This is a genomic window from Collinsella aerofaciens (assembly GCF_964283865.1).
Taxonomy (GTDB): domain Bacteria; phylum Actinomycetota; class Coriobacteriia; order Coriobacteriales; family Coriobacteriaceae; genus Collinsella.
Map to the genome: position 1 here is coordinate 18401 of NZ_CAXYLS010000009.1, position 26854 is coordinate 45254.

The following is a 26854-nucleotide window of genomic DNA, read 5'->3' on the forward strand; positions in this document are numbered from 1 at the left end:
TTTTTGTGTTGCAGGGAGGGTAAGGCATGAACGCCACGGTCGTGATTCCAACGTATTGGGCGGGCGATGACGCTCGCGCAAACGCCCCTGGCACCTATGACCATTCGACACGACTCAACGCCGACAATCCCGAACTCGACCGCTGCCTGGTCTCGCTTGAGCAGGTACGTGACATCCCGCGCATCATCCTTTTGGTGGTCTGTCCCGTTTCTGCCACAGCCGATGTGTCGCTGCGCGTGCACGAGATTGTCGACGCGCATCCCACGCTCAAGGTCACCGTTGTTACCAACACCCAGGCCTCGCGCATCGCAGACCGGGTTGCTCAGATCGCACCCAAGGGTTCGGGCGAGTGCGTGAGTCTGCGAGGCTACGGCGCCATCCGCAACATGGGGCTAGCCTGTGCCGCTGTGCTGGGGCATGACGCGGTTATCTTTTTGGATGACGATGAGACTGTCATCGACGCCGACTTTATGAAGCGCGCGACCTATGCGCTGGGCCAGCAGACGCGTCAGGGCCTGCCGATTTTGGTCAAGAGCGGTTACTTTTACGATCGCGACGGATCCCCGCTGGCGCCCACGGACAAGGTGGGCATCTGCCATCGTTGGTGGACCAAGCGCATCGAGTTCAACCGTTGGATGAAAAAGGCGCTCTCGGGCACCCGCATCTCGCGCTCCAACTACGTGTGCGGCGGCCTGATGGCCCTGCACGCCCGCGCCTTTACGCGTGTGGCCTTTGATCCGTTTATCACCCGTGGCGAGGATCTGGATTACCTCTTTAACATGCGCATGTTTGGCTATGACGTGTGGTTTGACAACGAGTGGGCCGTTCGTCACCTGCCGCCCGAGTCCGAGAAGCGCTCACCGCGCTTTATGCAGGATGTATACCGTTGGTACTACGAACGGGCCAAGTTGACGTTCGCCGCGCATCAAAAGGAGCTCATCCCCGTTACGGCGGCATCGCTCATGCCCTACCCGGGCCCGTGGATTTCGCGCGAGCTCGACGACCGCGTGCGCAAGACCGCTATGGTCCGCAGCGTGTTTACCCGCGAGCATGAGGGCTACCTGCGCATCTGGCGCCATGGTATCGACGAGGCAAAGGCCTATGCGCGCCAAAACGCTGCAAGCTATCTGCGTTTCCAGAGCTTTTGGCCCAAGATCATGGACGGGCTTTGGCGTGACGCACAACTGATCAGTATCCTGGAGGGGGCCGAATGATCGACCGCCGCGCCCAGCGCGATAGTTCAATATCAATCTTTCGCATCATTGCCGTTGCCTGCGCCATTTGCGTGCTGGTGTACTTTATTTTTGCCTTGGTGACCGGTATCGAGCCGATCGCCACGGTGATTGCCTGCGCGCTGCTGTGCATCTTTCTGTGCATCTTTATCTTTTTGACGCTCAATCCCGATTCGGTGCGCTCCCAGTACACCGAGGAGACGCTCTCGGTGGCCTCGGCCATGCTCGAGGACATTAAGGGCGGTCTGACGCAGGAATCGGCGCGTTTGGTGTGCCGGCGCATTTTGCCCGAGACGCGCGCCATGACGGTGGCCATCACCGACGAGGACAACGTGCTTGCCTGCGCGGGCGAGTTTGAGGAAAAACTGCTGCCCGATACTCCCATCCACACGCTTGCCACGCGCTACGTTATCGAACATGGCATCGTGCAGTCGTTCAACCGTATGGTGGATGTCGTGGGTTCGGACGGCTCGCACAACCAAGTCCCCGCCGGCATTATCGCTCCCATCAAGGTGGGCGATCGTACCGTCGGCACGCTCAAGTTCTACTACAAGACCCCGCGCGCCGTCGACCGTACCCAGTACGCGCTTGCCTCGGGCTTTGCCGAGATCTTGTCCACGCAGCTCGCCATCCACGAGCTCGAGGTGCAAAAGGAACTCACGGCGCGCGCTGAGGTGCGTGCGCTGCAGGCGCAGATTAACCCGCACTTCCTGTTCAACACGCTGAACACCATTGCATCGTTTACGCGCACCGACCCGTTGCGGGCCCGCGAACTGCTTCGTGAGTTCTCATCGTTCTATCGTGCCACGCTCGACAACTCGGGATCGCTTATTCCGGTCTCGCGCGAGGTCGCACAGACCAAGCGCTACCTTACCTTTGAGAAGGCCCGCTTTGGCGAGGACCGCGTGCTTGCGACGTTCGATGTGTCCGAGGACGTGGAAGATACGCTGGTGCCGGCGTTCGTGATCCAGCCGATTGTCGAGAACGCCGTACGTCATGGTATGGGCGATGACGACGCCCTGAGGATCGACGTGACCGTTCACCAAGACGGCGAGGATGCAATCTTGATTGCCGTGGCCGATAATGGCGTGGGCATGGATGAGGGTACCGCCGCCAGACTGTTTGACGAGCGCTCTGCCCGTCCCGACGCCAGCTCTCCCCAGGGTGGCGGCGCCGGTGTGGCCATGCACAATATTTCGGAGCGCATCCATCGCTTTTATGGGCCGCACTCCTATACGCGTGTCGAATCGGCGCCGGGCAAGGGCACCAAAGTGCTCCTTCATCTTGATTTGTCAGAGAGCATCTTTGACATTCAAGAGTAAAATAAAAGGCTACGGGCTCAACGTCATGCGACGGATGCCCGGCGTAGTTAGTTGACGAAAGGTTTTATCCCTATGCTGCGTGCGATGATTGTGGATGATGAGGCGCCGGCTCGCTCGGAGCTTCGCTTCCTGCTCGAGCAAACGGGCAAGATCGGCACGATCACGGAGGCGTCGAGCGTCCGCTCCGCCATCGAGATGCTTATGGAAAGTCGCGTGGATGTCGTGTTTCTCGATATTTCGATGCCCGGTGCCTCGGGCCTGCAACTTGCCGAGGCGCTGCATAAGCTCAAAAATCCGCCGGCGATCGTGTTTGTGACTGCGTATAGTGACCATGCGGTCGAGGCATTCGACGTGGATGCCGTCGATTATCTGATGAAGCCGGTCGAGGAAGCTCGCTTGGATCGCGCGATCGAGAAGGTCATGCAACGCGCCAAGCCGGTTACGGACAGCAAGGTGACCATCGAGCGTATCCCGGTGGAAAAGGGCGGCCGCAAGGTGCTCATTCCCGTGGACGACATTCGCTTTATCATGGCCAAGGACGATTACTCCTGCATCTATACCGTCGATGATCGCTTTTTGTCGACGACCTCGCTGGCGCAGTTCGAGGCCAAGCTCTGCGACTTTGGCTTCTTCCGTGTTCACCGCCGCTATATCGTCAACTTGGCGTGCGTCACGGACGTCGAGACGGTGCCCTCGGGTGCCATTCAGCTGGGTATTACGGGCGTCGACGAACGCGTGCCGGTTTCGCGCCGCCGCGTCGTGCCGCTCAAGAAGGCCCTGAGTCTCTAGCACACTGGCCCCGCAGCCCTGTAGACCCATCGTCTGCGGAGCCGTGGGGCCTTTTTTGTATGTATCTGCCGAATCGTTTTTTGCGGAAGGGATCCCATGAACAGCGCAAGCGCCAAGCGTATCGACATCATCTCGGACACCCACGGCTATCTTTCGCCTGCGCTCCTGGATGAGCTTGAAGGCGCAGACCTGATTATCCACGCCGGCGACCTCACGTCAGAGATGGACTACGAGCACCTATGCACCATCGCCCCCGTGCGGGCCGTACTGGGCAACAACGATTACTACCGCGACTACGGCCCCGATGTAGACCGTCTTGCGCTCTTTACCTACGAAGGCCTCAAATTCGCCGTAGCCCACTACCGCGAAGACCTTCCGGTGGGATCCGTAGACGTAGCCATCAACGGCCACACCCACGTAACCAAAGAAGCCCAAGTGGGCCGTTGCTTAGTCCTCAACCCGGGCAGCGCCAGCTACCCCAGAGGCACCCGAGGCCCCACCATGGCCAGAATGCTAGTAAAAGACGGCAAGATACTGAGCACTAAGTTTATTGACCTAGACTAACCGCAACAAAAACGGGGGATGCAGATGCGTTCTCCGTTTCCATTTGAGCCAATGGCCGAGCTTCAACAAAAACCTTAGACAACCCCGCCGCGGAGAACGGGGCCGCCGAGCCGCGAAGCGGCGAGCAACAACAACGGCTCGAACAATGTGACGGCAGGGAGGGTCTCCGGGGCCGGCGGGCGCGGGTTAAGTTTGTCGCGAGTTCCGCACGCAAAGGAAAGCACTTAATGTGCTTTCCGTCTTGCGCAGGACTGTAGAGCAGCAAACTTAACCCGCGCCCGCCGGCCCCGGAGACCCTCCCGGAGGGATCGAAAAATTTTTTCAAAAAAGTTGTTGCGCGCCGGACAGACTTCTGTGTATACTAATCCCCGCAGCGCACGCGAGCGGAAACAAACGCGAACGCCTGCCTGGGGAGTTAGCTCAGTTTGGTTAGAGCGCCGGCCTGTCACGTCGGAGGTCGCGGGTTCGAGCCCCGTACTTCCCGCCAACGCAATTAAAGCCACGTCTTCGGATGTGGCTTTTTGCGTTTGATACACTTTGTTTCGATAGAACGATCGCCCTGAGGCATCTTTGCCCAGAATCCCCGCGCCTTCGGGAACGCAAGTAAAATCCAATAAGCATATCTGTCTAAACAGCAGCTTTGTTGCGCAACACCTGTTCAACGAGACAGGGGGTTAGGTTATACTAAATTGCACTGTAGGCCGCATCTGATGCATTTCGCTCCAAGCGCGGCACTCAGTGGATATCCTATTTATCATTTGGATGTCCTAGCGGGCATTTAGCGTCTCGACACAAGCTCGGCCCCGGAGCTCGTTCGAGCTGTTCGTATTCCTTGAAAGGGGAAAAATGGACATATCGAGGAAGACTGATTACGCCCTTCGTATGCTGGCGATGCTTGCCGAGGATCCGGAGCGTTTGCTTTCTGTTCGCACCGCTGCCGAAGAGGTCAATGTCCCGTATTCGTTTGCCCGTTCGATTCAGCACGGTTTGGTCCAGGCCGGTATTGTGGAGAGCCTGCGTGGCGTCCACGGTGGCATGCGCCTTAAGGTGAGCCCCGACGATGTCACGATCCGTCAGGTCGTAGAGGCCGTTCAGGGCCCCATGGTTATGAACGACTGCACCGCGCCCGACGGCGACTGTGCGCGCATGGGCACGTGCTGCTATCATCCCCTGTGGGCCGGAGCTCAAGCGTTGATGCGCGACTACCTCGATTCCGTTTCGCTGGGCGATATCGTCGCTCACCGCCAGTTCCCGGCCGTCGATTCCAAGTTCGCCGACCGCGATGCGTTTCCCGAGTACGCCACCTGTGCGTGTGCTTGCCAGGAGGAATAGCGCCGCATAAGGAGCATAGATATGATGCAGGACCCCTTTCGTTCGATGATTCGATCGGAAGGGGTCCTGCGCTATCGCGACCTTCCGTGGCGACGTACGCGTGATCCGTACATTATTTGGCTCTCCGAGGTCATGCTGCAGCAGACGCAGGTGCCGCGCGTGGAGACACGCATGCCGGCGTGGCTCGAGCACTTTCCGACTGTGCAGGCACTTGCGCAGGCCGCCCCCTCCGATGTCTTGGATGCGTGGCAGGGGATGGGCTACAATCGCCGCGCTCTGGCGCTCCATAGGGCCGCGCAGTGCGTTGTGGAGGACTGGGACGGGGAGTTTCCGCGCGAGACGCGCGATCTGGTCGCCCTGCCCGGTATTGGGCCGGCGACGGCGCAGGGCATTCGGTCGTTCGCATTCGATCTTCCGGGTGTGTATCTGGAGACCAACGTGCGCACGGTCTTTCTGCATCATTTCTTTCCCGATGTGCCGGCCGTTCCCGATCGCGAGCTGGTGCCGCTGATTCAGGCCGCCTGTCCGGCGGCTCCCGGTGCGACGGCGGATGAGATCGCTCCCTTTGCTGCGCCTCAAGACGATGCCGACACGCCGCGTGCGTGGTATTACGCGCTGCTGGATTATGGCGCGTATCTTAAGAAGACGTTGCCCAATCCGTCTAGGCGATCGGCGGGCTATAGTCGCCAGTCCAAGTTTGAGGGTTCGCGCCGTCAAAAGCGCGCCCACATCGTGCGCATGCTGCTGGCAGCGCGCGATGGGCAGCCGGCGGGTGTTACGCTCGATGAAGCCGTTGCAGGCGTTAACGAGATGGAGGCGGCAGCCGGCCGAGAGCCGGTCGAGCGCGAGCCGGTCGCGAGCATTCTGACCGATCTGGAGCGCGAGGGCTTCTGCCGCTCCGAGGGCGATCGTTGGCTGAGCGTATAGCTCGCCCGAATTTGAAAAACGGGATTGTAAGGTTTAGATTCTCGGCATGAGGGCATCCTAAAGACAAGGGCCGCTCAAAGCCTATGGGCGGCATGTGTTGAAGGGAAGTACACCTATGGATTTTGAGAACTCCCAAACCAAGAAGAACCTCGAGACCGCTTTTGCCGGTGAGTCCCAGGCGCACACCAAGTATCGCTACTACGCATCTAAGGCCAAAAAGGACGGCTACGTGCAGATCTCGAATATCTTTGCCGAGACCGCAGGCAACGAGTCCGAGCACGCCAAGCTGTGGTTTAAGTATCTGCACGACGGCGCCGTTCCCGACACCCTGGACAACTTGCGTGATGCCGCTGCGGGCGAGAACTACGAGTGGACCACGATGTACGACGAGTTTGCCAAGACCGCCGAGGAGGAGGGCTTTGCCGAGATCGCCGCGAAGTTCCGCGGCGTCGCTGCTGTCGAGAAGGCTCACGAGGAGCGCTACAACAAACTCGTCGAGCGCATTGAGTCGGGCGAGGTGTTTGAGCGCGAGGGCGTAAAGGTGTGGAAGTGCCTGAACTGCGGGCACCTGCATGTTGGTGCCGAGGCGCCCGAGGTGTGCCCGGTTTGTAACCACCCCAAGGCGTACTTCGAGGAGCAGGTGGTGAACTACTAGCGCGTGGCGCTGGCTGCTGCGGAGCGCAGGGCGGGGAAATACCTTTCCCTCTCGCTCACGGCTCCGCAGGGTCGCGCGAGGCAAAGGTATTTCCCCGCCCTGCGCTCCGGCTTCGGGTCGTCGCTTGCTCGTTACTGAAAAGCTGATATTAAAGTTTGTGTGCCGCCCCTTATGGGGCGGCACGTTTTTGTATGGGGACTGGTTGGGATGGCACCGTTCATGGGTGGGGTACACTGGGTAGTGGCGTTTTAGTTTATTTCCTGTTGTGGGGTGTTTTTGTATGGGTAAGAAGTCTCGGGCTCGGGTGGCTGCGGCGGGGACTCGTCTTGATCCTGAGCGTCGAGTTGTTGAGAGCAGCAAGGCTGAGCGTGCCGATAAGGACAAGAAGGTTGGGGCGCATGCTCATCCTGAGTGGGCGCCTCATTTGAATACGGCGAGCGAGGATCTGACTGCTAAGTTGTTTACTCTGATCGAGGTTATCTTGGGCGTGGTGCCCGTGGCGGTCATTGGCTTGTTCTTGGCTTCGAAAGATGCCACGAGTGTCGATAAACTCACCGAGGTCTTTTCGCAGGAGCCCTCGATGGTGGTCACGTTTATTTCTGCGTGCCTGCAGCCGTTTGTGGCGTACATGCTGTACATGATCTTTCGCAAATACTGCGAGGGCGATGCGGGCTTTGCCGCCGGCAACCTAATCGGCCTCTTGTGCTCCGAGATTTTGCTGCTCAATATTCCCGGCGTCATCGGCATGGGCATCTTGTTGTGGCGCGTGTGGCGCAATGTTGCCCCGCATTTCGAGAGCTGGCTGTTTGAGCGCCGTGCAATGGGCGTGCTGGTCGACATCGCGGGCTCACTCGTGATCCTAGTCCTGGCGTTTATGTGTGCCACCGCAGCTCGAGGTCTTGCGGGCATGTAATCTGCTTTTACCGACTGCGGAGCGCGGGGCAACTGCTGGCTTTACCGCTCTGGGTGTCAGACCCGCGGCGTATCCCTTTCCCTCTCGCTCACGGCTGCGCAGGGTCGCGCGAGGCAAAGGCATACGCCGCGGGCCTGACGGCGCGGGCTTGCCAACGAGTTTTGGCTCATAGATTGGTTTGTGTGCCGCCCCTTTGGGACGGCACTTTTTGTGTGGGTGGACAGTTAGTTCAGATACGTATAAATCGAGCTGCTTAATAGCTGGGCTTGGAGCCTTCGGACGCCTTTAGATGACCTGAAGCGCTTGATTTTGGGCTTTAAATGCCCGTTTTGAGGACCAAATAACGCTTAACTAAGCGTCTGAACGCTTCGTTAGGGGGTCTGATTTATACATATCTGAACTAACTGTCCAGGCTGCTTCGCTTGGGGCTGTCACGTTTTACTTGAGGTCCCGGTCTCCACAATTTTCGTCAAGCTTTTGGTTAGATTTTGGTCAGCTGGCGTAAGGGTGGAAGGCCAAAAGATTGCTGGCGAAAAAAGCTCAGAGAAAGTGCTGGTAGGGGAGTTGTTGAGCTTTTCGACAGCTTTTGAGCAAAAGAAACTTTGTGGCTATTGCCAGCGATTACGTTGTCGCGGTCATGGCGGTGCGGGATGCTGGTCGTAAGCGTCGAATGCCCCGATTTTGGAGGCCAACATGGATCTGTTTCTTGAGACCCCGCAGCAACAAGCTGAGCGCATGCTGCGTCAGCAGCAACGACTCATGGAGATGCAAATGCAAGGGGTTGCCAACCAGGCACCCGTGCAAAACGTCGTGCCCGCTGCTGTACCTGCAGCTGTGCCCGGGTGTGAATCGGCGCCAGAGGCCTATTCCGTACAGCAAGATTCATATGCGCAGGAGCTCGCGTTCGACAAACGCCGCGCGCGCCGCCGCCGTTTGGGCCAGCGCCTGCGCACATTGGCGATGATCGTGCTCATCCCGCTGGGGCTTGCGGCCATCTTTCTGGTGTCGTATGCCCTCACGTGCATCCTCAACGGCGCATCGCCCAACGAGGTGCTCCAGCATCTAGCGGCCCTGGGCCAGCGCCTGGGCGACGTCATAACAACCATCCGCGCCGGCTGGGAGAGTTAGCGTTTTGATGCCTGTGGCCCAAAATCCATTTGCCCGATTGCCGCGGAGCGCTCGGTGCGTGTGGCGGGGTAAGATTGATCGCGGTTTTGATTGATAATCGATTGGGTTTGTTGGGCGGAATGTATGTCTGCTATTGATGTTGTGCTTGTTGTAATCGCCTTAGTGGCGGTGGGGGTTGCTGTGGCTTGCGCCCTGCAGCTTAAGGGTCTTCGTGCCGAGCTGCGGGAACGTGGCGACAAGGGCGCGGAGACGCTGGCGGCACTTGAACAGGCCAACAATGCACTCGACGCCCTTAATGTGGCGTTGGCAGAAACCCGCCGCACGGCAAACGCCATCGCGCAGCAGCAGACGACCGACGCCGCCGTAGAGCAGCAGCGCTACCTGACCATTGCGCGCGAGTTCTCGCAGGCTGGCGACCGTATGGACGACCTGCGCCGTGAGACGGCCCAACAGCTGGGCGCCAACCGCGAGGGCATCGAGCACCGCCTGGACAAGGTGCGCGAGACGGTCGATGTCCAGCTGGGCGCCATCCGCAAGGATAACAACGTGCAGCTCGATCAGATGCGCGCGACGGTGGACGAGAAGCTCTCCCGCACGCTCAACGATCGCCTGTCGGCATCGTTTAAGCAGGTGAGCGACCAGCTCGAGGCTGTGTACAAGGGTTTGGGCGATATGCAGTCCATTGCCACCGGCGTAGGCGATCTTAAGCGCGTGCTGGGCAATGTGAAGGCGCGCGGCATTTTGGGCGAGGTGCAGCTGGGCGCGATTCTGGCGGATATTCTCACGCCCGATCAGTATCTGGAAAACGTCGCCACCAAGCCTGGTGCCTCGGAGCGGGTTGAGTTTGCCGTCAAGCTGCCGGTGGACGAGGGCGACCCCGTGCTGCTGCCGATCGACTCTAAGTTTCCCGGCGATGCGTACGAGCACCTGCTTGACGCGCAAGAGTCGGGCGACGCGGAGGCCGTCGCCGCCGCGCGCAAGACGCTCGACACCATGGTGAAGCGCGAGGCAAAGGACATCTGCGAAAAGTACCTGAGCGTACCCGCGACCACCAACTTTGGCATTATGTTCGTGCCGTTTGAGGGCCTGTATGCCGAGGTCGTCAGTCGCCCCGGGCTTATCGAGACCCTGGGCCGCGACTATCACGTCAACGTTGCCGGCCCCAGCACCATGGCCGCCATTCTCAACAGCCTGCAGATGAGCTACCAGACGTTTAGGCTGCAAAAACGTACCGACGACGTACTGCGCGTGCTCTCCGCCGTCAAGGCCGAGCTGCCGCGTTATCAGGCGGCGCTGCGCCGCGCCCAGCAGCAGATCGAGACCGCGGGCAAAACGGTCGAGGGCATCATTACCACGCGCACCAACGTCATGGAGCGCAAACTCAAGGACATCGACGCGCTGGAAGACGCGCGGGAGGCCGACGCGATTTTGGGCTTGGAGTCCGCAGACCTGCCCGCAGACCAAAAAGACGAGGACTAGCTGCATCTGACGGCGGGGCGCCTGCGCAAGCACGGCGCGGGCGCTTTTCGCATCGCGCTTGCCTGAAGTGCGCTTCAATGTGCAACAATGGCGTTTCGCCCTATCAGATGCGAAAGGAAGCCCATGTCTCAGAGAAGCACCAGCCCGCTCAGCCGCTCCACCGTGCGCCGCACGTTGCAGCGGTTTTGGGGTGTCACGCGCACGCAGCCGCTGATTGTCTTTCTCTCGGTGCTCTCGTCGTCGGGCTACATCTTTTTGCTGACGTTTGCCAATACCTATGTGATGGCCCTCATTGTCGACCGCATTCAAGTCGGTCCCGTGGCGGGTGGCCAGGTGTTTGAGGTCTTCGGCCCCTATATCCTGGCGCTCGTACTCGTTAACCTGGTGGGTCAGATCCTCTCCAAGCTACAGGACTACACCGTCTACAAGCTCGAGATTGCGGGCAACTATCACCTGGCGCGTCTGTGCTTCGACACGCTCTCCAACCAATCCATGACATTCCATACCAGCCGCTTTGGCGGATCGCTTGTGAGCCAGGCAAGCCGTTTTATGAGCGGCTATACGGGTCTGGTGGACGTAACGGTGTATTCGCTCATCCCCACCATCACCTCGGTCATCTGCACCGTGGCCGCACTCGCCCCGGTGGTGCCGACGTTTACCGTGATCCTGGTGGGCATCATGGTCGTCTACATTGCGTTTGTCTGGCTTATGTACAAGCGCATCATGCCGCTTTCGGCCGCGACGTCCGCCGCGCAGAACAAGCTCTCGGGCGTGCTCTCCGACGCGGTCACGAACATCTTGGCCGTCAAGACTTGCGGGCGCGAGGACTTTGAACGTGATCTGTTCGATACCGCCGACCGCGCCGCGCGCGACGCCGAGACGGTCTCGATGCACGCCATGATGCAACGCAACTTTACGACCTCGGGCCTTATCGTCATCACCATGGCTGTGGTGAGCGTGTTCGTCGCGGGCGGCAACGCGTGGTTTGGCATCTCGGCCGGCACGCTCGTCATGATCTTTACCTATACGTACAACCTCACCATGCGCCTGAACTACGTGAGCTCCATGATGCAGCGCATCAACCGCGCGCTGGGCGATGCGGCCGAGATGACGCGCGTGCTGGACGAGCCGCGTCTGGTGGCAGACGACGAGAACGCCTCCGAGCTCAAGGTGCGCGAGGGCGCGATTGATTTTGAGCACCTGAGCTTTGCATACCGTGATGCCGCGGCGGACGAGAGCGTGTTCGACGACCTGACGCTCCATGTGGCGGCGGGCCAGCGCGTGGGCCTGGTGGGCAAATCGGGCTCGGGCAAGACGACGCTTACCAAGCTGTTGCTGCGCTTGGACGATGTGCAGGGCGGCCGCGTGCTCGTGGACGGCCAGGACGTCTCGCGCTGTACGCAGCAGAGCCTGCGCCGTCAGGTGGCCTACGTGCCACAGGAGGCGCTGCTGTTCCACCGCTCCATTCGCGAGAATATCGCCTACGGCCGCCCCGACGCCACCGACGAGCAAATTCGTGAGGCGGCGCGCCTGGCCAATGCCCTGGAGTTTATCGACCGCCTGCCCCATGGCTTTGACACCATGGTGGGCGAGCGCGGCGTTAAGCTTTCGGGCGGCCAGCGCCAGCGCGTGGCCATTGCCCGTGCCATCCTCACCGACGCGCCGATTCTGGTACTCGACGAGGCGACGTCTGCCCTCGATAGCGAGTCCGAGGCGTTGGTGCAGGAAGCTCTCGAGAACCTGATGCGCGGCCGCACCTCCATTGTGGTGGCGCATCGCCTGTCCACCGTGGCGGCGCTCGACCGCATCGTGGTGCTGGCGGATAGCGAGATCGTCGAGGACGGCACGCATGTGCAGCTCGTCGAGGCGGGTGGCGAGTACGCGAGTCTGTGGAGCCGTCAGACCGGCGCATTCTTGGAGGCGTAAGCGTCTAGGACGTGGGACAATTGTGCCCATAAGTTTATTGTGCCGTTGAGCCGAGGAGTCGTTATGCCACGCGAGACCAATGCCGCCAAGCGCGAGCGCGCCATCGAGGTGTGTGAGCGCCTCAACCGTCGCTATGGCCCGGTCGAGTGCTTTTTGGACCACGAGAATCCCTTCCGCCTGCTGATCGCGGTGCTACTCTCGGCGCAAACGACCGACGCGCAGGTCAACAAGGTGACGCCGCGGCTGTTTGCCCAGTGGCCCACGCCCGAGGCCATGGCCGGGGCGAGCGTGGCTGACGTGGCGGACACCATTAAGTCACTCGGCTTTTATAAGAGTAAGGCCAAGCATGCCGTGGAGGCCGCCCAGATGATCGTTGCTGACTACGGCGGCGAGGTACCGGCCGACATGAAGGAGCTTGTAAAGCTGCCGGGCGTGGGGCGCAAGACGGCGAACATCGTACTCAACGTGGGGTACGGCATCGTGGAAGGCATCGCAGTGGATACGCACGTCAACCGCATTGCGCACCGCCTGATGCTGAGTCCCAAGACGCATGCCAAGGAGCCGCTCAAGACCGAGCAGGATCTGCTCAAGATTTTGCCGCACGAGTATTGGGAGTCGGTCAACCATCAGTGGATCACCTTCGGTCGCGAAATCTGCGATGCCCGCAAACCCAAGTGCGACGAGTGTCCGCTGGCAGATTTGTGCCCCAGCGTGCGCGTAGCGGGGTAGGGCGGAATGCATCTTCGTCTGGCGTTTTTTGCAGGGCCGGGTTTGCCCTTGAGCAGGAGTCCTCTCCATACGCTACCATGACAAACAATGATCTTTGACGTACGACCCGCCGAGCTTGCCCCGGCGGGCTTTTGGCGTTGCGATGCCGGAGGAACAGCATGCTCATTCACCGTATAGCCGCGCAGCTCTACACTGCCGAGGCACTGCAGACCGTCGAGGCCGGACTCGATGCCGGCGAGGACGTGACGTTGGCCGTGTCGCAGTCGGGTCGCACGCTTATGGCGGCCGCCCAGTTTGCGCGCCGTCCGCGTCCCACGGTCTATATCGTGAGCGGCGAGGACGCTGCCGATCGCGCCGCGCGCAGCCTGGCCGCCTATGTGGGCCTGGCGCACGTGTGCCGCTTTCCCGAGCGCAAGGACTACCCGTGGCGCGAGCAGGCGCCCGACGATGCCGTGGTGGCGCAGCGCTGCGAGGCCCTGGGACGCATCGTGCGCGGTGACAACTGCATTATGGTTGCCTCGGCCCGCGCGTTGCTGCGTTGCGTGCCGCCAGTCGAGAGCCGCTACTGGGAGTCCACGACCTTTGCGGTGGGCGAGGAGATCCCTTTTGACGAGGTGCCGCAGCGCCTGGTGGGCATGGGCTATACCAATGCCGGTGCCGCCGACGCGCCCGGCCTGTTCCGCGTGCACGGTGATACCGTCGAGGTGTTCCCCGCGCAGGAGAAGGCACCCGTGCGCATTGAGTTCTTTGGCGACGAGATTGATCGCATCCGCCGCATGGTGAGTTCCACGGGGCAGACCATCGGCAACGAGGACAGCATCGAAATCTTCCCCTGCCGCGAGCTGGCGCTCACCGACGAGGCCGTTCACAACATGCACGTGGCGCTCTACCGCGCCAGCCAGGACGACAGTAAGCTGGCGGCGCTGCTCGAGATGGTGGATGCACGCATCGTCACGCCCGAGCTCGACCGCTTTTTGCCGGTGATGTACGGCCAGACCGTGAGCCCGCTGTCGCATGTGAGCGGCCAGGCGCTCGTGGTGCTGTCCGAGCCGCGCTCGCTGTTCGACGACTGCCTGCGCGCCTACGAGGATATCGAGGCACGCGCCGGCGAGGCGGGGATTGACCGCTTGGACGGTCTGTACGTGCGCGCCCAGCAGCTCGACTTTGGTGCCCAGCAGCGCTTGAACTACGTGAGCTTGATTCGTGCCGGTGGTGCGGTGACGGCAGAGCTCAAGATTGAGCAGCCGGCCATCGCGGGCTCGGACAATCGCTTTATGACGCGCATCCAGGAGGTCGTGGGCAAGCGCTATGCCTGCGTGTTTGCCATCCCCGACCGCGGTGCACGCGAGTCGATGGAGCTCACCTTTGGCGATGAGGGTATTACCTTTGAGGAGTCGCTGACGGCCGCGCCCGAAAACGCGGGCGCTATTGGCGACCGTGTGCGCGTGGCGGCGGCGGATTCTGCCGATCGTGCTGTCCGCCAGGATGCTCATGCTGCAATTCGCGAACGCAAGGCCGACGCGCTCAACGCCCGCTCGCTCGAGGCGGGCGCGGCCCAGGCTGCCGCCGGTGCCGCCGTGCCCACCATCTCGCGCGGACGCGTGACCTTTGTGGATGCCGCTCTGCCGCAGGGTGTGGTGGTGCCCGATGCCAACCTGGCCGTGTTCTCGATCGCCGACCTTAACGCCCGCATGGACGCCAACCGCGCGCGCAGCCGCCGCAAGGTGGACATTACGCAGATCACGTTCCCGTTTAAGCCGGGCGACTACGTGGTGCACGCCACTCACGGCATCGCGCTCTTTAGCGAGATCGCGCGCCAGGAAGTGGGCGGCAAGGAGCGCGACTACTTTTTGCTGGAATATGCCGACGGCGACAAGCTCTACGTGCCGCTGGAGCAGGTTGACCGCATTACGCGCTACGTTGGTCCCGACGGCGACAAGCCGCGCCTGACCAGGCTCAACACCGCCGACTGGACGCGTGCCACCAACAAGGCGCGCAAGAACGCCAAAAAGCTGGCGTTTGACCTGGTCGATCTGTATACGCGCCGCTCTTCGATTACCGGTATCGCTTGCCCGCCCGACACGCCCGAGCAGATCGAGATGGAGCAGAGCTTCCCCTACGACGAGACGCGCGATCAGCTGGAGGCCATCGCCGATATTAAGGCCGATATGGAGGCGCCCAAGCCCATGGACCGCCTGCTGTGCGGAGACGTGGGCTTTGGCAAGACCGAGGTCGCCCTGCGCGCGGCGTTTAAGTGCGTGGACTCCGGTCGCCAGGTCATGGTGCTCTGCCCCACGACCATTCTGGCCCAGCAGCACTACGAGACGTTCTTTGAACGCTTTGCCCCGTTTGGCCTTGAGGTCGAGGTGCTCAGCCGCTTTCGCACGCCGGCGCAGCAAAAGCGCGCACTCAAGGCGTTTGCCGAGGGCACGATTGATGTGCTCATCGGCACGCATCGCCTGCTTTCGGCCGATGTGAACCCCAAGAACCTGGGCCTGGTGATCATTGACGAGGAGCAGCGCTTTGGCGTGCAGCACAAGGAGCAGCTCAAGAACCTGCGCGAGCAGATTGACGTGCTCACGCTTTCGGCCACGCCCATCCCGCGTACCATGCAGATGGCCACGAGCGGCGTGCGCGATATGAGCCTGATTACCACGCCGCCGACTGGGCGCCGCCCCGTGATCGTGCACGTGGGGGAGTACGACCCCGACGTGGTGAGCGCGGCGATTCGCCTGGAGGTGGGTCGCGGCGGACAGGTGTACTACGTGTCCAACCGCGTCAAGACCATCGATGACGCTGTGGCACGCGTGCACGAGGCCGCGCCCGAGGCGCGCGTGGGCGTGGCGCACGGCAAGATGAGCCCGCGCGAGGTCGAGGACGTGATGATCGAGTTCGCGACCAAAAAGATCGATGTGCTCATCGCCACGACCATCGTGGAGAGTGGCATCGACAACGCGACCGCCAACACGCTCATCATCGAGGACTCGCAGCGCCTGGGTCTGGCACAGCTTTACCAGCTCAAGGGCCGTGTGGGCCGTTCTGTCACGCAGGCCTACGCGTACTTTATGTTCCCGGGCGAGCTGCCGCTCACCGAGGAGGCCACGGCGCGCCTGACTGCACTTTCCGAGTTCCAGGACCTGGGCAGCGGCATGCGTATCGCCATGCGCGACCTGGAGATTCGCGGCGCCGGTTCGCTGATGGGCGCTGAGCAGCACGGCAACCTGTCGAGCGTGGGCTTTGACCTGTTTACGCAGATGTTGGGCCAGGCCGTGGCCGAGGCGCGCGGCGATGACGATGCCGGCGTGGAGGCGGCGAGCGTGGGCATTAATCTGCCTGCCGATTACTTCTTGTCCGAGGAGTACCTGCCGGCGGTGGACCAGCGCGTGCTCGTGTACCGCAAGCTCGCGGCGGCCGAGGACCTGGAGAGCATCGACGAGGTGCAGGAAGAGACCGAGGCCGCGCACGGTGAGCTGTCGTTGGCGGGGCTCAACCTGTTCAACCGCGCGCGCATCCGTATCCGCGGCGAGCGCCTGGGGCTCGAGAGCGTCACGCTCAGCGGTGGGCGCATTACCTTCCTGGGGGTTGACGTTCCCAAGAAGGTAGCCTTTGAGTTTAAGAATCGGTACGGCGCGGTGAACTTCCCCAAGAGCCGCAAGCTGTCGGTGCCCTACAAGGCGGGCGCCGGTGCGGGCAGCGGCCTGGGTCGCGGTCTCGATGCCAACGACGGCACCGGCCCCGTGGCAGCCGCCCTCATGCTGCTGCAGCAGCTGGGTGCGAGCGACGACGACTAACGGGTCGACGTTGCAAACGCCCCATTTGGGCACTCTGGTTCCATCGAAAGGAAAGCATGTTCGGATACATCTACAAGAAAGACGTCGCCATTATCGCGGTTGTTTTGTGCCTTTGTCTGGGCGTGGGCAGTTTCTTCGATTATCAGATCTCGAGCGCGCTGTTCAACATCGGCAGCATGTACGGCCGCTTTATCGAGGCCGCCGGCGAGCTGCCGTTTGAGCTGACGGCGAGCGTCGCGGGCGTTATGCTCGTGCGCGCGGTGCGTCCCGACTCCAGGGGGAGCAAATGGCTCGCCGTGCTCGGCATCCTCGTCAACGTTGGCCTGGCCGGCTACGAGATCGTCTCGTCCCTGAAGGTTGGCGGCAAACTCATCGCTGTCCAGTTGGTGCTGACGTTTGTGCTGGTCATCGCTGCTAACCTTGTCGTCTATCGCCTCACGCGCGACACCGACTCCGACGAGCTCACGCGCTGGGCGCTGATGGCGCTTGCCGTGTGGGTCGCTCAGGCCATCATCCTCAACGTGGTTGTCAAGCCGCTGTGGTCGCGCCCGCGCATGCGCGTGATCGAGGTCACGCCGGGGCTCAATTATCAGCCGTGGTGGGTGATTGGCAACCCCGACAAGTGGAGCTATATTGCGGCCGGCGTAATCAAGGACGGCTTTAAGTCGTTTGCGAGCGGACACACGGCGCACGCGGCGATCGGTCTTATGCTTGCCGGGCTTCCTGCGGCGTCCTTTAAGGAAAAGCCGTCGCGCCGTCGCGTGGTCTTTTGGACGGCGGCTGCGGTTGCGGCGCTCGTCGCCTTTGGCCGCATTGTGATCGGTGCGCACTTTTTGACTGACGTGAGCTGCGGCTTTGCCCTGGTGCTGGCACTTGAGTGCCTTGCCGCGCGCATTGCCTATCCGGGCGGCGTACAATAGCGGCGTTTAAATCATCGGGCCCATGCCCGGCTAGAGAGGATTGCCATGCTCGCGTTCAACAACGACTATTCCCACGGTGCTCATCCGGCAGTGCTGCAGGCGCTCGTCGATACCAACATGGAGCCACAGCCCGGCTACGGTACCGATGCGCACACCGAGCGTGCCAAGCAGCTGATTCGCGAGGCCTGTCAGGCCCCCGATGCCGACGTGTTCTTGCTGGTGGGCGGCACGCAGGCCAACGCGACGGTGATTGACATGCTGCTCGCGCCCTACGAGGGCGTCGTTGCCGCCGAGACCGGCCATGTCGCTTGCCACGAGGCGGGCGCCATCGAGTTTGGCGGCCACAAGGTGCTCACCATCCCCGGCTACGAGGGCAAGATGCACGCCGAGGATCTCGAGAACTATATCCAGGTGTTCTACGAAAACGAGAGCTACGAGCACACGGTGTTCCCGGGCGCCGTGTACGTGAGTCTATCGACCGAGTACGGCACGCTGTACTCCAAGGCCGAGCTCGCGGCGATTCACGCGGTGTGCCAGAAGCGCGAGATTCCGCTGTTTGTGGACGGTGCTCGTCTGGCCTATGCACTGGCGGCCGATGAGTGCGACATTACCCTGCCCGAGCTGGCGCAGCTGTGCGACGTGTTCTACATCGGCGGCACCAAGTGCGGCGCGCTTTGCGGCGAGGCTGTGGTGTTCTGCGGCATGCACGCTCCGGCGCATCCCATTCCGCGTATTAAGCAGCACGGCGCGCTGTTGGCCAAGGGCCGCCTGACGGGCGTGCAGTTTGAGGCGCTCTTTACCGATGGCCTGTATTTTGAGATTGGTCGACAGGCGATTCAGACGGCCCAGGCGCTGCGTCGTGTGCTGCACGAGCGCGGCTACCAGTTCTTTTTGGAGACGCCCACAAACCAGCAGTTCGTGATTTTGCCCAACGAGGACATGGCCCGCATTCGCGAGCATGCGGCGATCGAGTACTGGGAAAAGTACGACGATACCCACACGGTGGTGCGCTTTTGCACCAGCTGGGCCACGACGCAGGAGGACATCGACGCGCTGGCGGCTGTCCTGTAGCCTGATGTAATGACGAGGGGCCGCCTTGCGCTGGGTTTGGCGCAAGGCGGCCTTTGTTTTTGAGAGAGAAGGGTTGTATGACCGAGATGTCCGAGCCGGCGATTTGCCTGGCGACGCCCAAAGACGCGCCGGCGTTGCTTGCCATCTATGAGCCGTATGTGCGCCAGACGGCGATTACCTGCGAATACGAGGTGCCGAGCGTTGAGGAGTTCGCCGGGCGCATCGAGCGTACGCTCAAGCGCTATCCGTATCTGGTGATGGAGCTGGACGGGCGTCCGGTAGGCTATGCCTATGCGAGTCCGCTCAACAGCCGCGAGGCATACGACTGGTCGGTCGAGACGTCGATTTACCTGGCACGCGACGTGCGCCACGGCGGGCTGGGCCGCAAGCTGCACGATGCGCTCAAGCAGTGCCTGATCGCGATGGGCATCACCAACATGTGCGCGCTCATCGCCGTGCCGCACGACAAGGACGACGAGTACCTGACGCACAACAGCCAGGATTTCCATGCCCATATGGGATATCGCCTGGTGGGCGCCTTCGACCGCTGCGCCCAAAAGTTCGGCCGCTGGTACGACATGTGCTGGATGGAGCTGGTCCTGGCCGAGCGCGTCCCTAACCAACCTAAGCCAACCTGGTTCCCCGACCTCCTCGCCTAAAACCACCACAAAGGTGCCTGTCCCCTTTGTGGTGGTTTTGGTGTTGGTTAGCCGATGGGTTCGGTGTATTTGGCGCGGTCGGTGCGCTGGATACGCTTGGAGATATGGAGCGGGCGGCCGTCGGTGTCGTAGACGTAGTCGGTGATCAAGATCAGCGCCTGCCCACGCTCAACGTTGAGCAAAAACGCCTCGTTTTGCGAGGCATAGCACACCTCAAAGGTCTTATGTCCCTGTGCCGGCGCGCGATGGAATTCTTGGCGCAGCATGGCGTAGAGCGAACCGTTGATATCGCGATCGATGAGTGCCTCAAAGCTCGGTGGTAGATAGGTGGTTTCCAGGCACAGTGGCGCGTCGTCCAGGTAGCGCAGGCGGACAAGTTTGACGAGCTTGCTGCCCATGGCGGCGTCAAAGAACTTAGCTATGCTGCCGGCCGCCTTGGCAAAGCCCGAGTCCACGGTGCGCGTGGTGGGCTTCATGCCCTGACCCTGGACTTGTGCCGTATAGCTCGAAAACACCAGGTTGTTCTCGTGGAGCGCGGGCGTGTCGGCCACAAAGGCGCCGCGCCCGCGCTCGGTTCGAATCAGGCCCTCGTCAACAAGCACCTTAAGGGCATGGCGCACGGTGCTGCGCGACAGGCCCGATTCGTCCATGAGTTCCATCTCAGACGGCAGTTTATCTCCGCGGGCGTAGGTGCCGGCGGCAATGCGGTCGCGAAGCGTTGCCGCCAGACGCTCGTATTGGGTCAAGTTCTTTTTCGACGAAGTGCTCATGCGAACAACCTGTATCTAACTTGTATGCTTACAGAACCAAGCATGTATCCAACATGACAACAAAACCGCTGGTAATGGCTTGCCGAAAACTTTACCAGCAATATTTCTAAGACAAATATAGCATACAACTAGTCGACATAACCAAAACATGTATGTAACTTGTATGCCATCGAGAGCATCAAACGAGAAGAAAGGCTGATGCACGATGACTACTCAGGAACAGGTTAAGGACGTCGTCTCCCAGGTTTTGGCTGACAAGGCAGACAAGGGCGGCATCAAGCGCGTCGTGTGGATTGGCGCCGGTGGATCCAACGGCGGCAACTATCCTGCCCAGTACTTTATGGAGCACGAGGCCACGCAGGTCGTGAGCTCCAGCTACACCAGCAACGAGTTCGTGCACGCCACGCCTGCCTACGTCAACGAGAACACCCTGGCCGTCGTCGTGTCCATGCGCGGCACCAAGGAGACCATCGTCGCCGCCCAGGTCGCCAAGAACCACGGCGCCAGCACCATCGCCATCTATGTTGACGAGTCCGGCCTCACCGAGGTCTGCGACTACAAGATCCAGTACGACAGCCTGGCCATCGACGAGTCCTGCATGGGCCGCACCAACTCCGCCGTCGTGACCATGATTGCTATGGAGCTTACGCAGCAGACCGAGGGCTATGCCGAGTACGAGACCGCTATGGCCGCCTTCGACTTGGTCGACCCCATCTATCGCAAGGCCGTCGAGTACACCCGTCCGCTCGCAGCCAAGTGGGCCGAGCAGAACGCCGACAAGCCCTGCATCAACGTGATGGCTCAGGGTCCGCTCTTTGGTGCCGCCTACGTCTTTAGCATCTGCAACGTGCAGGAGATGCTGCAGATCGACTCCTGCACCATCAACACCTGCGACTTCTTCCACGGTCCCTTCGAGATCCTGGACAAGCGTACCTCGCTGTTCCAGCTCATCAGCGTCGGCCGCAGCCGCTGCAACGACGAGCGCGGCATTCGCTTTGTCAACCAGTACGGTGGTGAGCGCGTCTACCAGCTCGACGCCAAGGAGCTCGGCCTCAACGACATCAAGGACAGCGTGAGCGAGTACTTCAACCACCTGATCTTTGCCCCGATCCTCAACAACGTCTACATGCGTGCGCTCTCCGCCGTCACCCACAAGGACTACATGACGCGCCGCTACATGTGGAAGCTGGATTACTAAGGGATAGAGCGGCCTAACAGCCCAATACCCCTCATGAGTTGCGGTGGAATAGTTCCTGTTTGGGGGCGTGAAGCCTCTGTTTGAGAACTATTTCACTGCAACTGCTAGAGCGGCACTTGGGGACGTTCCCTTTCTGCCGGCAGTTGGGGACACTCCTTGTGTCGAGAGATTTCCCGTTCGCCGATTTGTGCCTTGAAAAATGTATATAACGACTATAACGTAGTGTGAAACATATTGGAAACAATACCGAGGAGGCTGCGTTGAAGAAAAGCAATCTGGGCTATGTGCTGGTGCTGATCGCCGCGCTTATGTGGGGCAGCATCGGAATCTTTGTAAACGGCATCTCGGCCATGGGCGTTACGTCCCAGAGTATGGCTGCCTTTCGCTTGTTGTCGGGTGCCGTCTTAATGGCTCCGGTCTTGGCATTCATGGGTTGCCAGGGAGGTGCTCGTGAGGGAAAGGCATCGGGTCCCCTGGCACTGTTCAAGGCAAGTCCTAAAGAGCTTGTTCCTTGTGCGCTTCTTGGCATTATCGGCCTCGCCACCGCTAACACGCTTTATTACGAGTGCATGGGCGAGGTGGGCATGTCCACGGCCTCGGTGCTGCTTTACACCTCGCCGGTGTTTGGCGTCATGCTCGGTCGCGTACTTTATCGCGAGGATGTGACTCCCAACAAGCTCGTTGCCATCGCTTTTAACATCGGTGGCTGTGTACTTGCAGTGACCGATGGCGACCTTTCCGGTTTTCATTTTTCGGTTTGGGGCGTCACGTCGGGCGTGATTGCGGGCTTTTGTGGCGCGTCGCTCGCGGTGTTTAGCCGGATAGCAACCAAGACGGTCCACCCGCTGGCTGTCACGTTTTGGGGCCTTGTTTTTGGCGGTGCGGTTATGGCGGCTATCGCGGCTCCGTGGCCAGATGTCGCCGCGGCAATGTCGCCACAGCTGCTGCTGCTGTTCCTTGGCTTTGGACTCATCCCCACAGCCGTGGCCTATGTCTTATATATGCAGGGTCTGTCCATGGGGCTCGAGACGTCGAAAGTTCCCGTCGTAATGTCATTCGAGACGGTCGTCACCGTGCTGCTGGGCATTGGTGTCTACGCCGAGCCCGCCGGTGCGATCAAGGTTCTGGGCATCGTTTTGGTGCTCGCGTCCATCGTGATCATGAACACCGACTTTTCCAAGCTGCGCAACAGTGTGTTTGTCGGCCATGTCATTGAGAGCATGACCTTTAAGCCCAACGCGTGGTGGACGGAGAAATCGCAGGACATGGATCTGTTCCGCGAGCGCACGGGCATTACGCTGGAGCCCACCGTGCAGGAAAGCCCCTGGTACTTCGTGCGATAGGGGATTGGCGGAGTGTTTGAGCAGGTAGCGCCCGGCGTTTGGCCGGGCGGTGCCTAGCCAGCGCCGACCTACCCAAGACCATCGTTTCGATTGCGTTAAACCCGCCAACGGTCGTTTTTCACCCGCGAACGGTTTATATACTAATTAGCAAAATAAGCAACGTATAAGACGTTATAATGACCATAACGAAAAGGAGGAGGCAAGATGAATCAGATCATTCTCGCATCTCATGGCGGCCTGGCCGCAGGCGCCAAAGACACGCTCGAGATGGTTCTCGGCGACGTGTCGAACGTCCACGTCGTGTCGCTTGCTCGTGACGACAAGGAGCCCATCACCAATAAGGTGGACGCCATGATCGCCACGTTCAACGCGGACGACACCGTCTATGTGCTGACCGATATGCTCGGCAGCTCGGTCAACAACAGCATGGTCGAGCTTTCCAAGAACGGCACGAAGTTCACGGTTGTCAGCGGTTTCAACATTCCGCTGGCACTGACGCTCGCTATGAGCCCCGCCCCCGTCAAGGGTGCCGAGCTCGCGGCCCTCATCAACGAGGCCCGCACCGGTCTGACCAACCCCAACGCACCGGTCGAGGTCGCCGCGGCTCCCGCCAAGAAGGCCAAGGCGTCCCGTCACAGCTCCGGTCCCGCCAAGATCGTCCTCGCACGTCTTGACTACCGTCTGCTGCACGGCCAGGTCGTCTTTACCTGGACCACCAAGGTTCAGGCCGAGCGCATCATCGTCGTCGACAACGCTGCCGCCAACGATGACATCAAGAAGGGCGCTCTTAAGCTGGCCAAGCCCCAGGGCGTGCGCCTGAACGTCTTCACCGTCGAGCGTGCCCTCGCCAAGATGGACAAGCTCAACACCCTCGGCGAGCGCGTCATGTTCGTCTTTGGCAACACTGCCGAGATGCTGCAGTTCTGCCAGGGCTACAAGCTCGACGCCATCAACCTGGGCGCCACCGCCAACCACGACGGTGCCGAACAGGTCGGCGGCAAGGACAGCTCCGTCTTCTTCGACGCCACCCAGAAGGCCGACGTCAACCAGCTGCTCGACATGGGCATTAAGCTCTATGTCCAGCAGACCCCTACGTATCAGAGCGTCGACATCGACGCCAAGCTGTAATCAACCAGGCTTTTGCCTGACTGAAAGGAGAAGGGTATGAATACGTTCATCAGTGCGGTGCTCGTCGGCCTCGTCGGCGTGTTCTGCATGTGGGACTCCCGCCTGCTCGGCCGTCTTAACTTCGAGCAGCCCCTCGTTGGCGCTACGCTCGTCGGTCTGCTGCTGGGCGATGTGCCCACCGGCCTTGCCGTCGGTGCCGCCGTCGAGCTCGTGTCCATGGGCCTGGTGCAGGTCGGCGCCGCCGTTCCGCCCGATATGGTCCTGGGCGGCATCGTGGCCGCTGCCTTTGCGTGCCTGACCGATGCTTCCGCCGAGACCGCCATGACGATCGCCATCCCGGTCGCCGTCCTGGGTCAGCTCCTCGGCATCGTGTTCCGTTCCATCATCGCCGCCCTCACCCATGTGGCAGATAGCGCGATCGATAACGGAAAGTTCAAGACCGCCTATCGCATGCACATCTGCGCCGGCTCCGGTCTGTACGCCGTCATGTACTTCCTGCCGATCTTCCTCGCCGTCTTTGTCGGTACCGACCTGGTTCAGGCCATCGTCAACATGGTTCCCGAGTGGCTGTCCACTGGTCTTAACGTTTCGACCAAGATCATGACCGCCTACGGCTTGGCCCTGCTGCTCACCATGATGATCAAGAAGGGTATGACTCCGTTCCTGTTCATCGGTTTCCTGCTCGCCGCTTACCTCAACCTGTCCGTCATCGCGGTCGCTCTGATCGGTGTGTGCCTGGCTGTCGTCTTCATGGGCTTCAAGTTCAACGGTTCCCATGCAGCCGCCGGTGTCGATTCCGACTACGATCCGCTCGAAGACGACGAAGACTAAGGAGGAACACACTATGGCAACCGCAACCAAGGACGTGTCCCTGAACAAGAAGGTCAGCCAGTTCTTCTGGCGCTCCTGGGCCATCCAGGCCTCTTGGAACTACGAGCGTCAGATGAACATGGGCTTCCTCTACGGTATGGTTCCCACGCTCGATCGCCTCTATCCGGACGAGTCCGACCCCAAGCAGCTTGCTGCTAAGAAAGAGGCTTACCACCGTCACATGGCGTTCTACAACTGCACCCCGCAGACGAGCGCTTTCATCCTGGGCCTCGCCGCCTCCATGGAGGAGGAGTACGCCAAGGATCCCGAGAATTTCAACCCCGATTCGATTAACGCGGTCAAGACCTCCCTTATGGGCCCGCTTTCCGGCATCGGTGACTCCTTCTTCCAGGGCACCATCCGCGTTATCGCCTTTGGCTTGGGCGTTCAGCTGGCTCAGCAGGGCTCCATCATGGGCCCGATCCTGGCCCTTCTCATCTCCATCGTCCCCTCCGTGCTGATTACTTGGTTCGCAGCCAAGATGGGCTATCAGGGCGGCCACGAGTACCTGAGCAAGCTTCAGGGCGGCGACCTCATGGAGAAGCTCATGTATGTCTGCGGCATCGTGGGTCTTATGTCCGTGGGCGGCATGATCGCCACGCTGATCGGCGCCACCACCCCGCTGCAGTTCGCTGACGGCACCGTCGTTATCCAGGACATCCTGGACAGCATGATGCCCCAGATGATCTCCCTTGGCCTCACCGGCCTTATGTACTGGCTCATCAAGAAGAACGTCAACACCGGTTGGCTTCTCGTGATCGCCATTGTGGGCGGCATCGCCCTCTCCGCGGTCGGCATCCTGGCTTAGTCGCGACTAAGCGCCTAACCGCTTTCCCCGGGGGGCCTGCCTGGCATCCCATACCCCAGGCAGGCTTCCATCCCCAAAATGCGACAATGGGACAGTCCCTTTGTCGCATCCTCAACGGGCCGGCGACTCGGTCCAAACCACGGTAACCCTGCGAGCGCCCGGCAATGTGGCGCCGCAAAAATTGAAAGGAATGTGTCAGATGTACGAGATCGACCTTAACCTCCCTAAGCAGATCGTCGCTGACGTCCTGTCCAACCACGAGATCCACAGCGTCGCCTTCGTCGGCTGCGGTGCTTCCATGTCCGACCTTTACCCCGCCAAGTACTTCCTGGCCAACAACACGGACAAGCTGAACGTTCAGATCTTCACCGCTAACGAGTTCAACTACGACACGCCTTCCTGGGTCAACGAGCACACCTTCGTGATCACCTGCTCCCTCGGTGGTTCCACGCCCGAGACCGTCGAGGCCAACAAGACTGCCAAGAAGCACAACTGCCCGGTCGTCTCCCTCACCAACAAGGCTGGCTCCGCTCTGACCGTCGACGCCGACCATGTCATCGTTCACGGCTTCCACGCCAACTATGCTGCCAAGTGCGAGAAGCCCGGCTACGCCATCGCTCTTGCTCTCGAGATTCTTCAGCAGACCGAGGGCTATGACCACTACGAGGACATGATCACCGGCCTCACCAACGTCTTCGAGCTCTGCGAGAACGCCGCTCAGCACTGCAAGAAGCTCGCCAAGAAGTTCGCCGAGGACTTCAAGGACGACAAGATGATCTACTTCATGGCTTCCGGTGCCTCCGAGAAGATGGCTTATTCTCACGCCGCCTTCCTGTTCACCGAGATGCAGTGGATCGACGCCGCCGCCTACAACACCGGCGAGTACTTCCACGGCCCGTTTGAGGTTTCCACCGAGGGTAAGCCCTACGTCTTCTTCATGTCCGATGGCGCCACCCGTCCGATGGACGCCCGCGCCCTCACCTTCCTTGAGCGCATGGGCGCCAAGGTCGCTCTGATCGACTCCAAGGACTACGGCCTGGCCGACGCCGTGCCCGCGAGCGTCGTCACCTACTTCAACCCGCTGCTGCACCTCGCCGTTATGCGCGAGTACGGCAATCAGATCGCCGAGGCCCGTCAGCACCCGCTGACCATGCGTCGCTACATGTGGAAGCTTTCCTACTAATCACAAGTAAGTAGACCTTACGGGTTGATTGAAAGGGGATGGGGTTTGCGCCCCGTCCCCTTTTCTGTTTTGGGAGGGCGTGTTCGTTGCGCCGCAAAACCCCAGATAAAACCTACC

Annotated in this window: 23 protein-coding genes and 1 tRNA gene; 23 read left to right on the forward strand and 1 reads right to left on the reverse strand. The window is 60.7% G+C overall.

All coding sequences use genetic code 11. The features are described from left to right. Positions 1-26 precede the first annotated feature (26 nt). The 17 genes from ACRX4W_RS06190 (at position 27) to ACRX4W_RS06270 (ending at position 19437) form a co-directional block, all read left to right on the forward strand. Positions 27-1214, forward strand: coding sequence for a glycosyltransferase (locus ACRX4W_RS06190; RefSeq protein ID WP_124785795.1), 1188 nt, complete (start codon positions 27-29; stop codon positions 1212-1214). After that, complete coding sequence (locus tag ACRX4W_RS06195; RefSeq protein WP_006235157.1) at positions 1211-2554, forward strand: histidine kinase; 1344 nt, start codon at positions 1211-1213, stop codon at positions 2552-2554. Before ACRX4W_RS06190 ends, ACRX4W_RS06195 begins: the two co-directional genes overlap by 4 nt. Before the next feature lie 72 nt (positions 2555-2626). Further along, positions 2627-3343: a LytR/AlgR family response regulator transcription factor gene (locus tag ACRX4W_RS06200; RefSeq protein WP_006235156.1), complete on the forward strand. Its 717-nt coding sequence runs from the start codon at positions 2627-2629 to the stop codon at positions 3341-3343. A gap of 96 nt (positions 3344-3439) precedes the next feature. Continuing rightward, positions 3440-3907 (forward strand): YfcE family phosphodiesterase, encoded by a 468-nt coding sequence (locus ACRX4W_RS06205; protein WP_117584170.1) that lies wholly within the window; start codon positions 3440-3442, stop codon positions 3905-3907. A 409-nt stretch (positions 3908-4316) separates the two neighbouring features. After that, positions 4317-4394 (forward strand) — tRNA-Asp (locus ACRX4W_RS06210). A 359-nt stretch (positions 4395-4753) separates the two neighbouring features. Continuing rightward, positions 4754-5239 (forward strand): RrF2 family transcriptional regulator, encoded by a 486-nt coding sequence (locus ACRX4W_RS06215; RefSeq protein WP_432299637.1) that lies wholly within the window; start codon positions 4754-4756, stop codon positions 5237-5239. A 21-nt stretch (positions 5240-5260) separates the two neighbouring features. Next, positions 5261-6166, forward strand: coding sequence for an HhH-GPD family protein (locus ACRX4W_RS06220; protein WP_432299639.1), 906 nt, complete (start codon positions 5261-5263; stop codon positions 6164-6166). Positions 6167-6281: 115 nt separating this feature from the next. Then, positions 6282-6821: a rubrerythrin gene (rbr, locus tag ACRX4W_RS06225; RefSeq protein ID WP_055252097.1), complete on the forward strand. Its 540-nt coding sequence runs from the start codon at positions 6282-6284 to the stop codon at positions 6819-6821. 280 nt (positions 6822-7101) lie between these two features. Next, complete coding sequence (locus tag ACRX4W_RS06230; RefSeq protein WP_432299641.1) at positions 7102-7734, forward strand: hypothetical protein; 633 nt, start codon at positions 7102-7104, stop codon at positions 7732-7734. Between the two features lie 693 nt (positions 7735-8427). Further along, a complete protein-coding gene (locus tag ACRX4W_RS06235) occupies positions 8428-8862 on the forward strand; it encodes a hypothetical protein (protein ID WP_432299643.1) in 435 nt (144 codons plus the stop codon). Between the two features lie 123 nt (positions 8863-8985). Beyond that, a complete protein-coding gene (locus ACRX4W_RS06240; RefSeq protein ID WP_432299645.1) occupies positions 8986-10341 on the forward strand; it encodes a DNA recombination protein RmuC in 1356 nt (451 codons plus the stop codon). Positions 10342-10464: 123 nt separating this feature from the next. Beyond that, on the forward strand, positions 10465-12267 hold the full coding sequence (locus ACRX4W_RS06245) for an ABC transporter ATP-binding protein (protein ID WP_432299647.1): 1803 nt from the start codon (positions 10465-10467) through the stop codon (positions 12265-12267). Between the two features lie 63 nt (positions 12268-12330). Next, entirely contained in the window at positions 12331-12996 is a 666-nt protein-coding gene (nth, locus tag ACRX4W_RS06250) for an endonuclease III (RefSeq protein ID WP_035136768.1), read from the forward strand. A 158-nt stretch (positions 12997-13154) separates the two neighbouring features. Beyond that, a complete protein-coding gene (mfd, locus tag ACRX4W_RS06255) occupies positions 13155-16787 on the forward strand; it encodes a transcription-repair coupling factor (RefSeq protein ID WP_432299650.1) in 3633 nt (1210 codons plus the stop codon). 56 nt (positions 16788-16843) lie between these two features. Then, on the forward strand, positions 16844-17707 hold the full coding sequence (locus tag ACRX4W_RS06260; RefSeq protein ID WP_432299652.1) for a phosphatase PAP2 family protein: 864 nt from the start codon (positions 16844-16846) through the stop codon (positions 17705-17707). 45 nt (positions 17708-17752) lie between these two features. Further along, positions 17753-18778, forward strand: coding sequence for a threonine aldolase family protein (locus tag ACRX4W_RS06265; RefSeq protein WP_089573229.1), 1026 nt, complete (start codon positions 17753-17755; stop codon positions 18776-18778). A gap of 77 nt (positions 18779-18855) precedes the next feature. Beyond that, the gene (locus ACRX4W_RS06270) at positions 18856-19437 is read left to right on the forward strand and encodes a GNAT family N-acetyltransferase (protein ID WP_118066179.1); all 582 of its coding nucleotides are present in this window, start codon (positions 18856-18858) and stop codon (positions 19435-19437) included. Positions 19438-19484: 47 nt separating this feature from the next. On the opposite strand, the gene ACRX4W_RS06275 is transcribed toward ACRX4W_RS06270, so the two are convergent. Beyond that, on the reverse strand, positions 19485-20207 hold the full coding sequence (locus ACRX4W_RS06275) for a GntR family transcriptional regulator (protein ID WP_118066177.1): 723 nt from the start codon (positions 20205-20207) through the stop codon (positions 19485-19487). A 205-nt stretch (positions 20208-20412) separates the two neighbouring features. On the opposite strand from ACRX4W_RS06275, the gene ACRX4W_RS06280 reads away from it, so the two are divergent. From ACRX4W_RS06280 to ACRX4W_RS06305, 6 genes are all read left to right on the forward strand, one after another. Continuing rightward, on the forward strand, positions 20413-21405 hold the full coding sequence (locus ACRX4W_RS06280) for an SIS domain-containing protein (protein ID WP_118066175.1): 993 nt from the start codon (positions 20413-20415) through the stop codon (positions 21403-21405). A 260-nt stretch (positions 21406-21665) separates the two neighbouring features. Continuing rightward, positions 21666-22748, forward strand: a complete 1083-nt coding sequence (locus tag ACRX4W_RS06285; protein ID WP_118066174.1) for a DMT family transporter — start codon at positions 21666-21668, stop codon at positions 22746-22748. A gap of 204 nt (positions 22749-22952) precedes the next feature. After that, on the forward strand, positions 22953-23876 hold the full coding sequence (locus ACRX4W_RS06290; RefSeq protein WP_117640938.1) for a PTS sugar transporter subunit IIAB: 924 nt from the start codon (positions 22953-22955) through the stop codon (positions 23874-23876). Between the two features lie 36 nt (positions 23877-23912). Beyond that, on the forward strand, positions 23913-24707 hold the full coding sequence (locus ACRX4W_RS06295) for a PTS mannose/fructose/sorbose/N-acetylgalactosamine transporter subunit IIC (RefSeq protein ID WP_006235136.1): 795 nt from the start codon (positions 23913-23915) through the stop codon (positions 24705-24707). 13 nt (positions 24708-24720) lie between these two features. Then, positions 24721-25554 carry a PTS system mannose/fructose/sorbose family transporter subunit IID gene (locus ACRX4W_RS06300; protein ID WP_161115155.1) on the forward strand — a complete coding sequence of 278 codons (834 nt, stop codon included), beginning with the start codon at positions 24721-24723 and terminating at the stop codon, positions 25552-25554. A 199-nt stretch (positions 25555-25753) separates the two neighbouring features. After that, a complete protein-coding gene (locus ACRX4W_RS06305; RefSeq protein WP_233504042.1) occupies positions 25754-26737 on the forward strand; it encodes an SIS domain-containing protein in 984 nt (327 codons plus the stop codon). Positions 26738-26854: the final 117 nt, after the last annotated feature.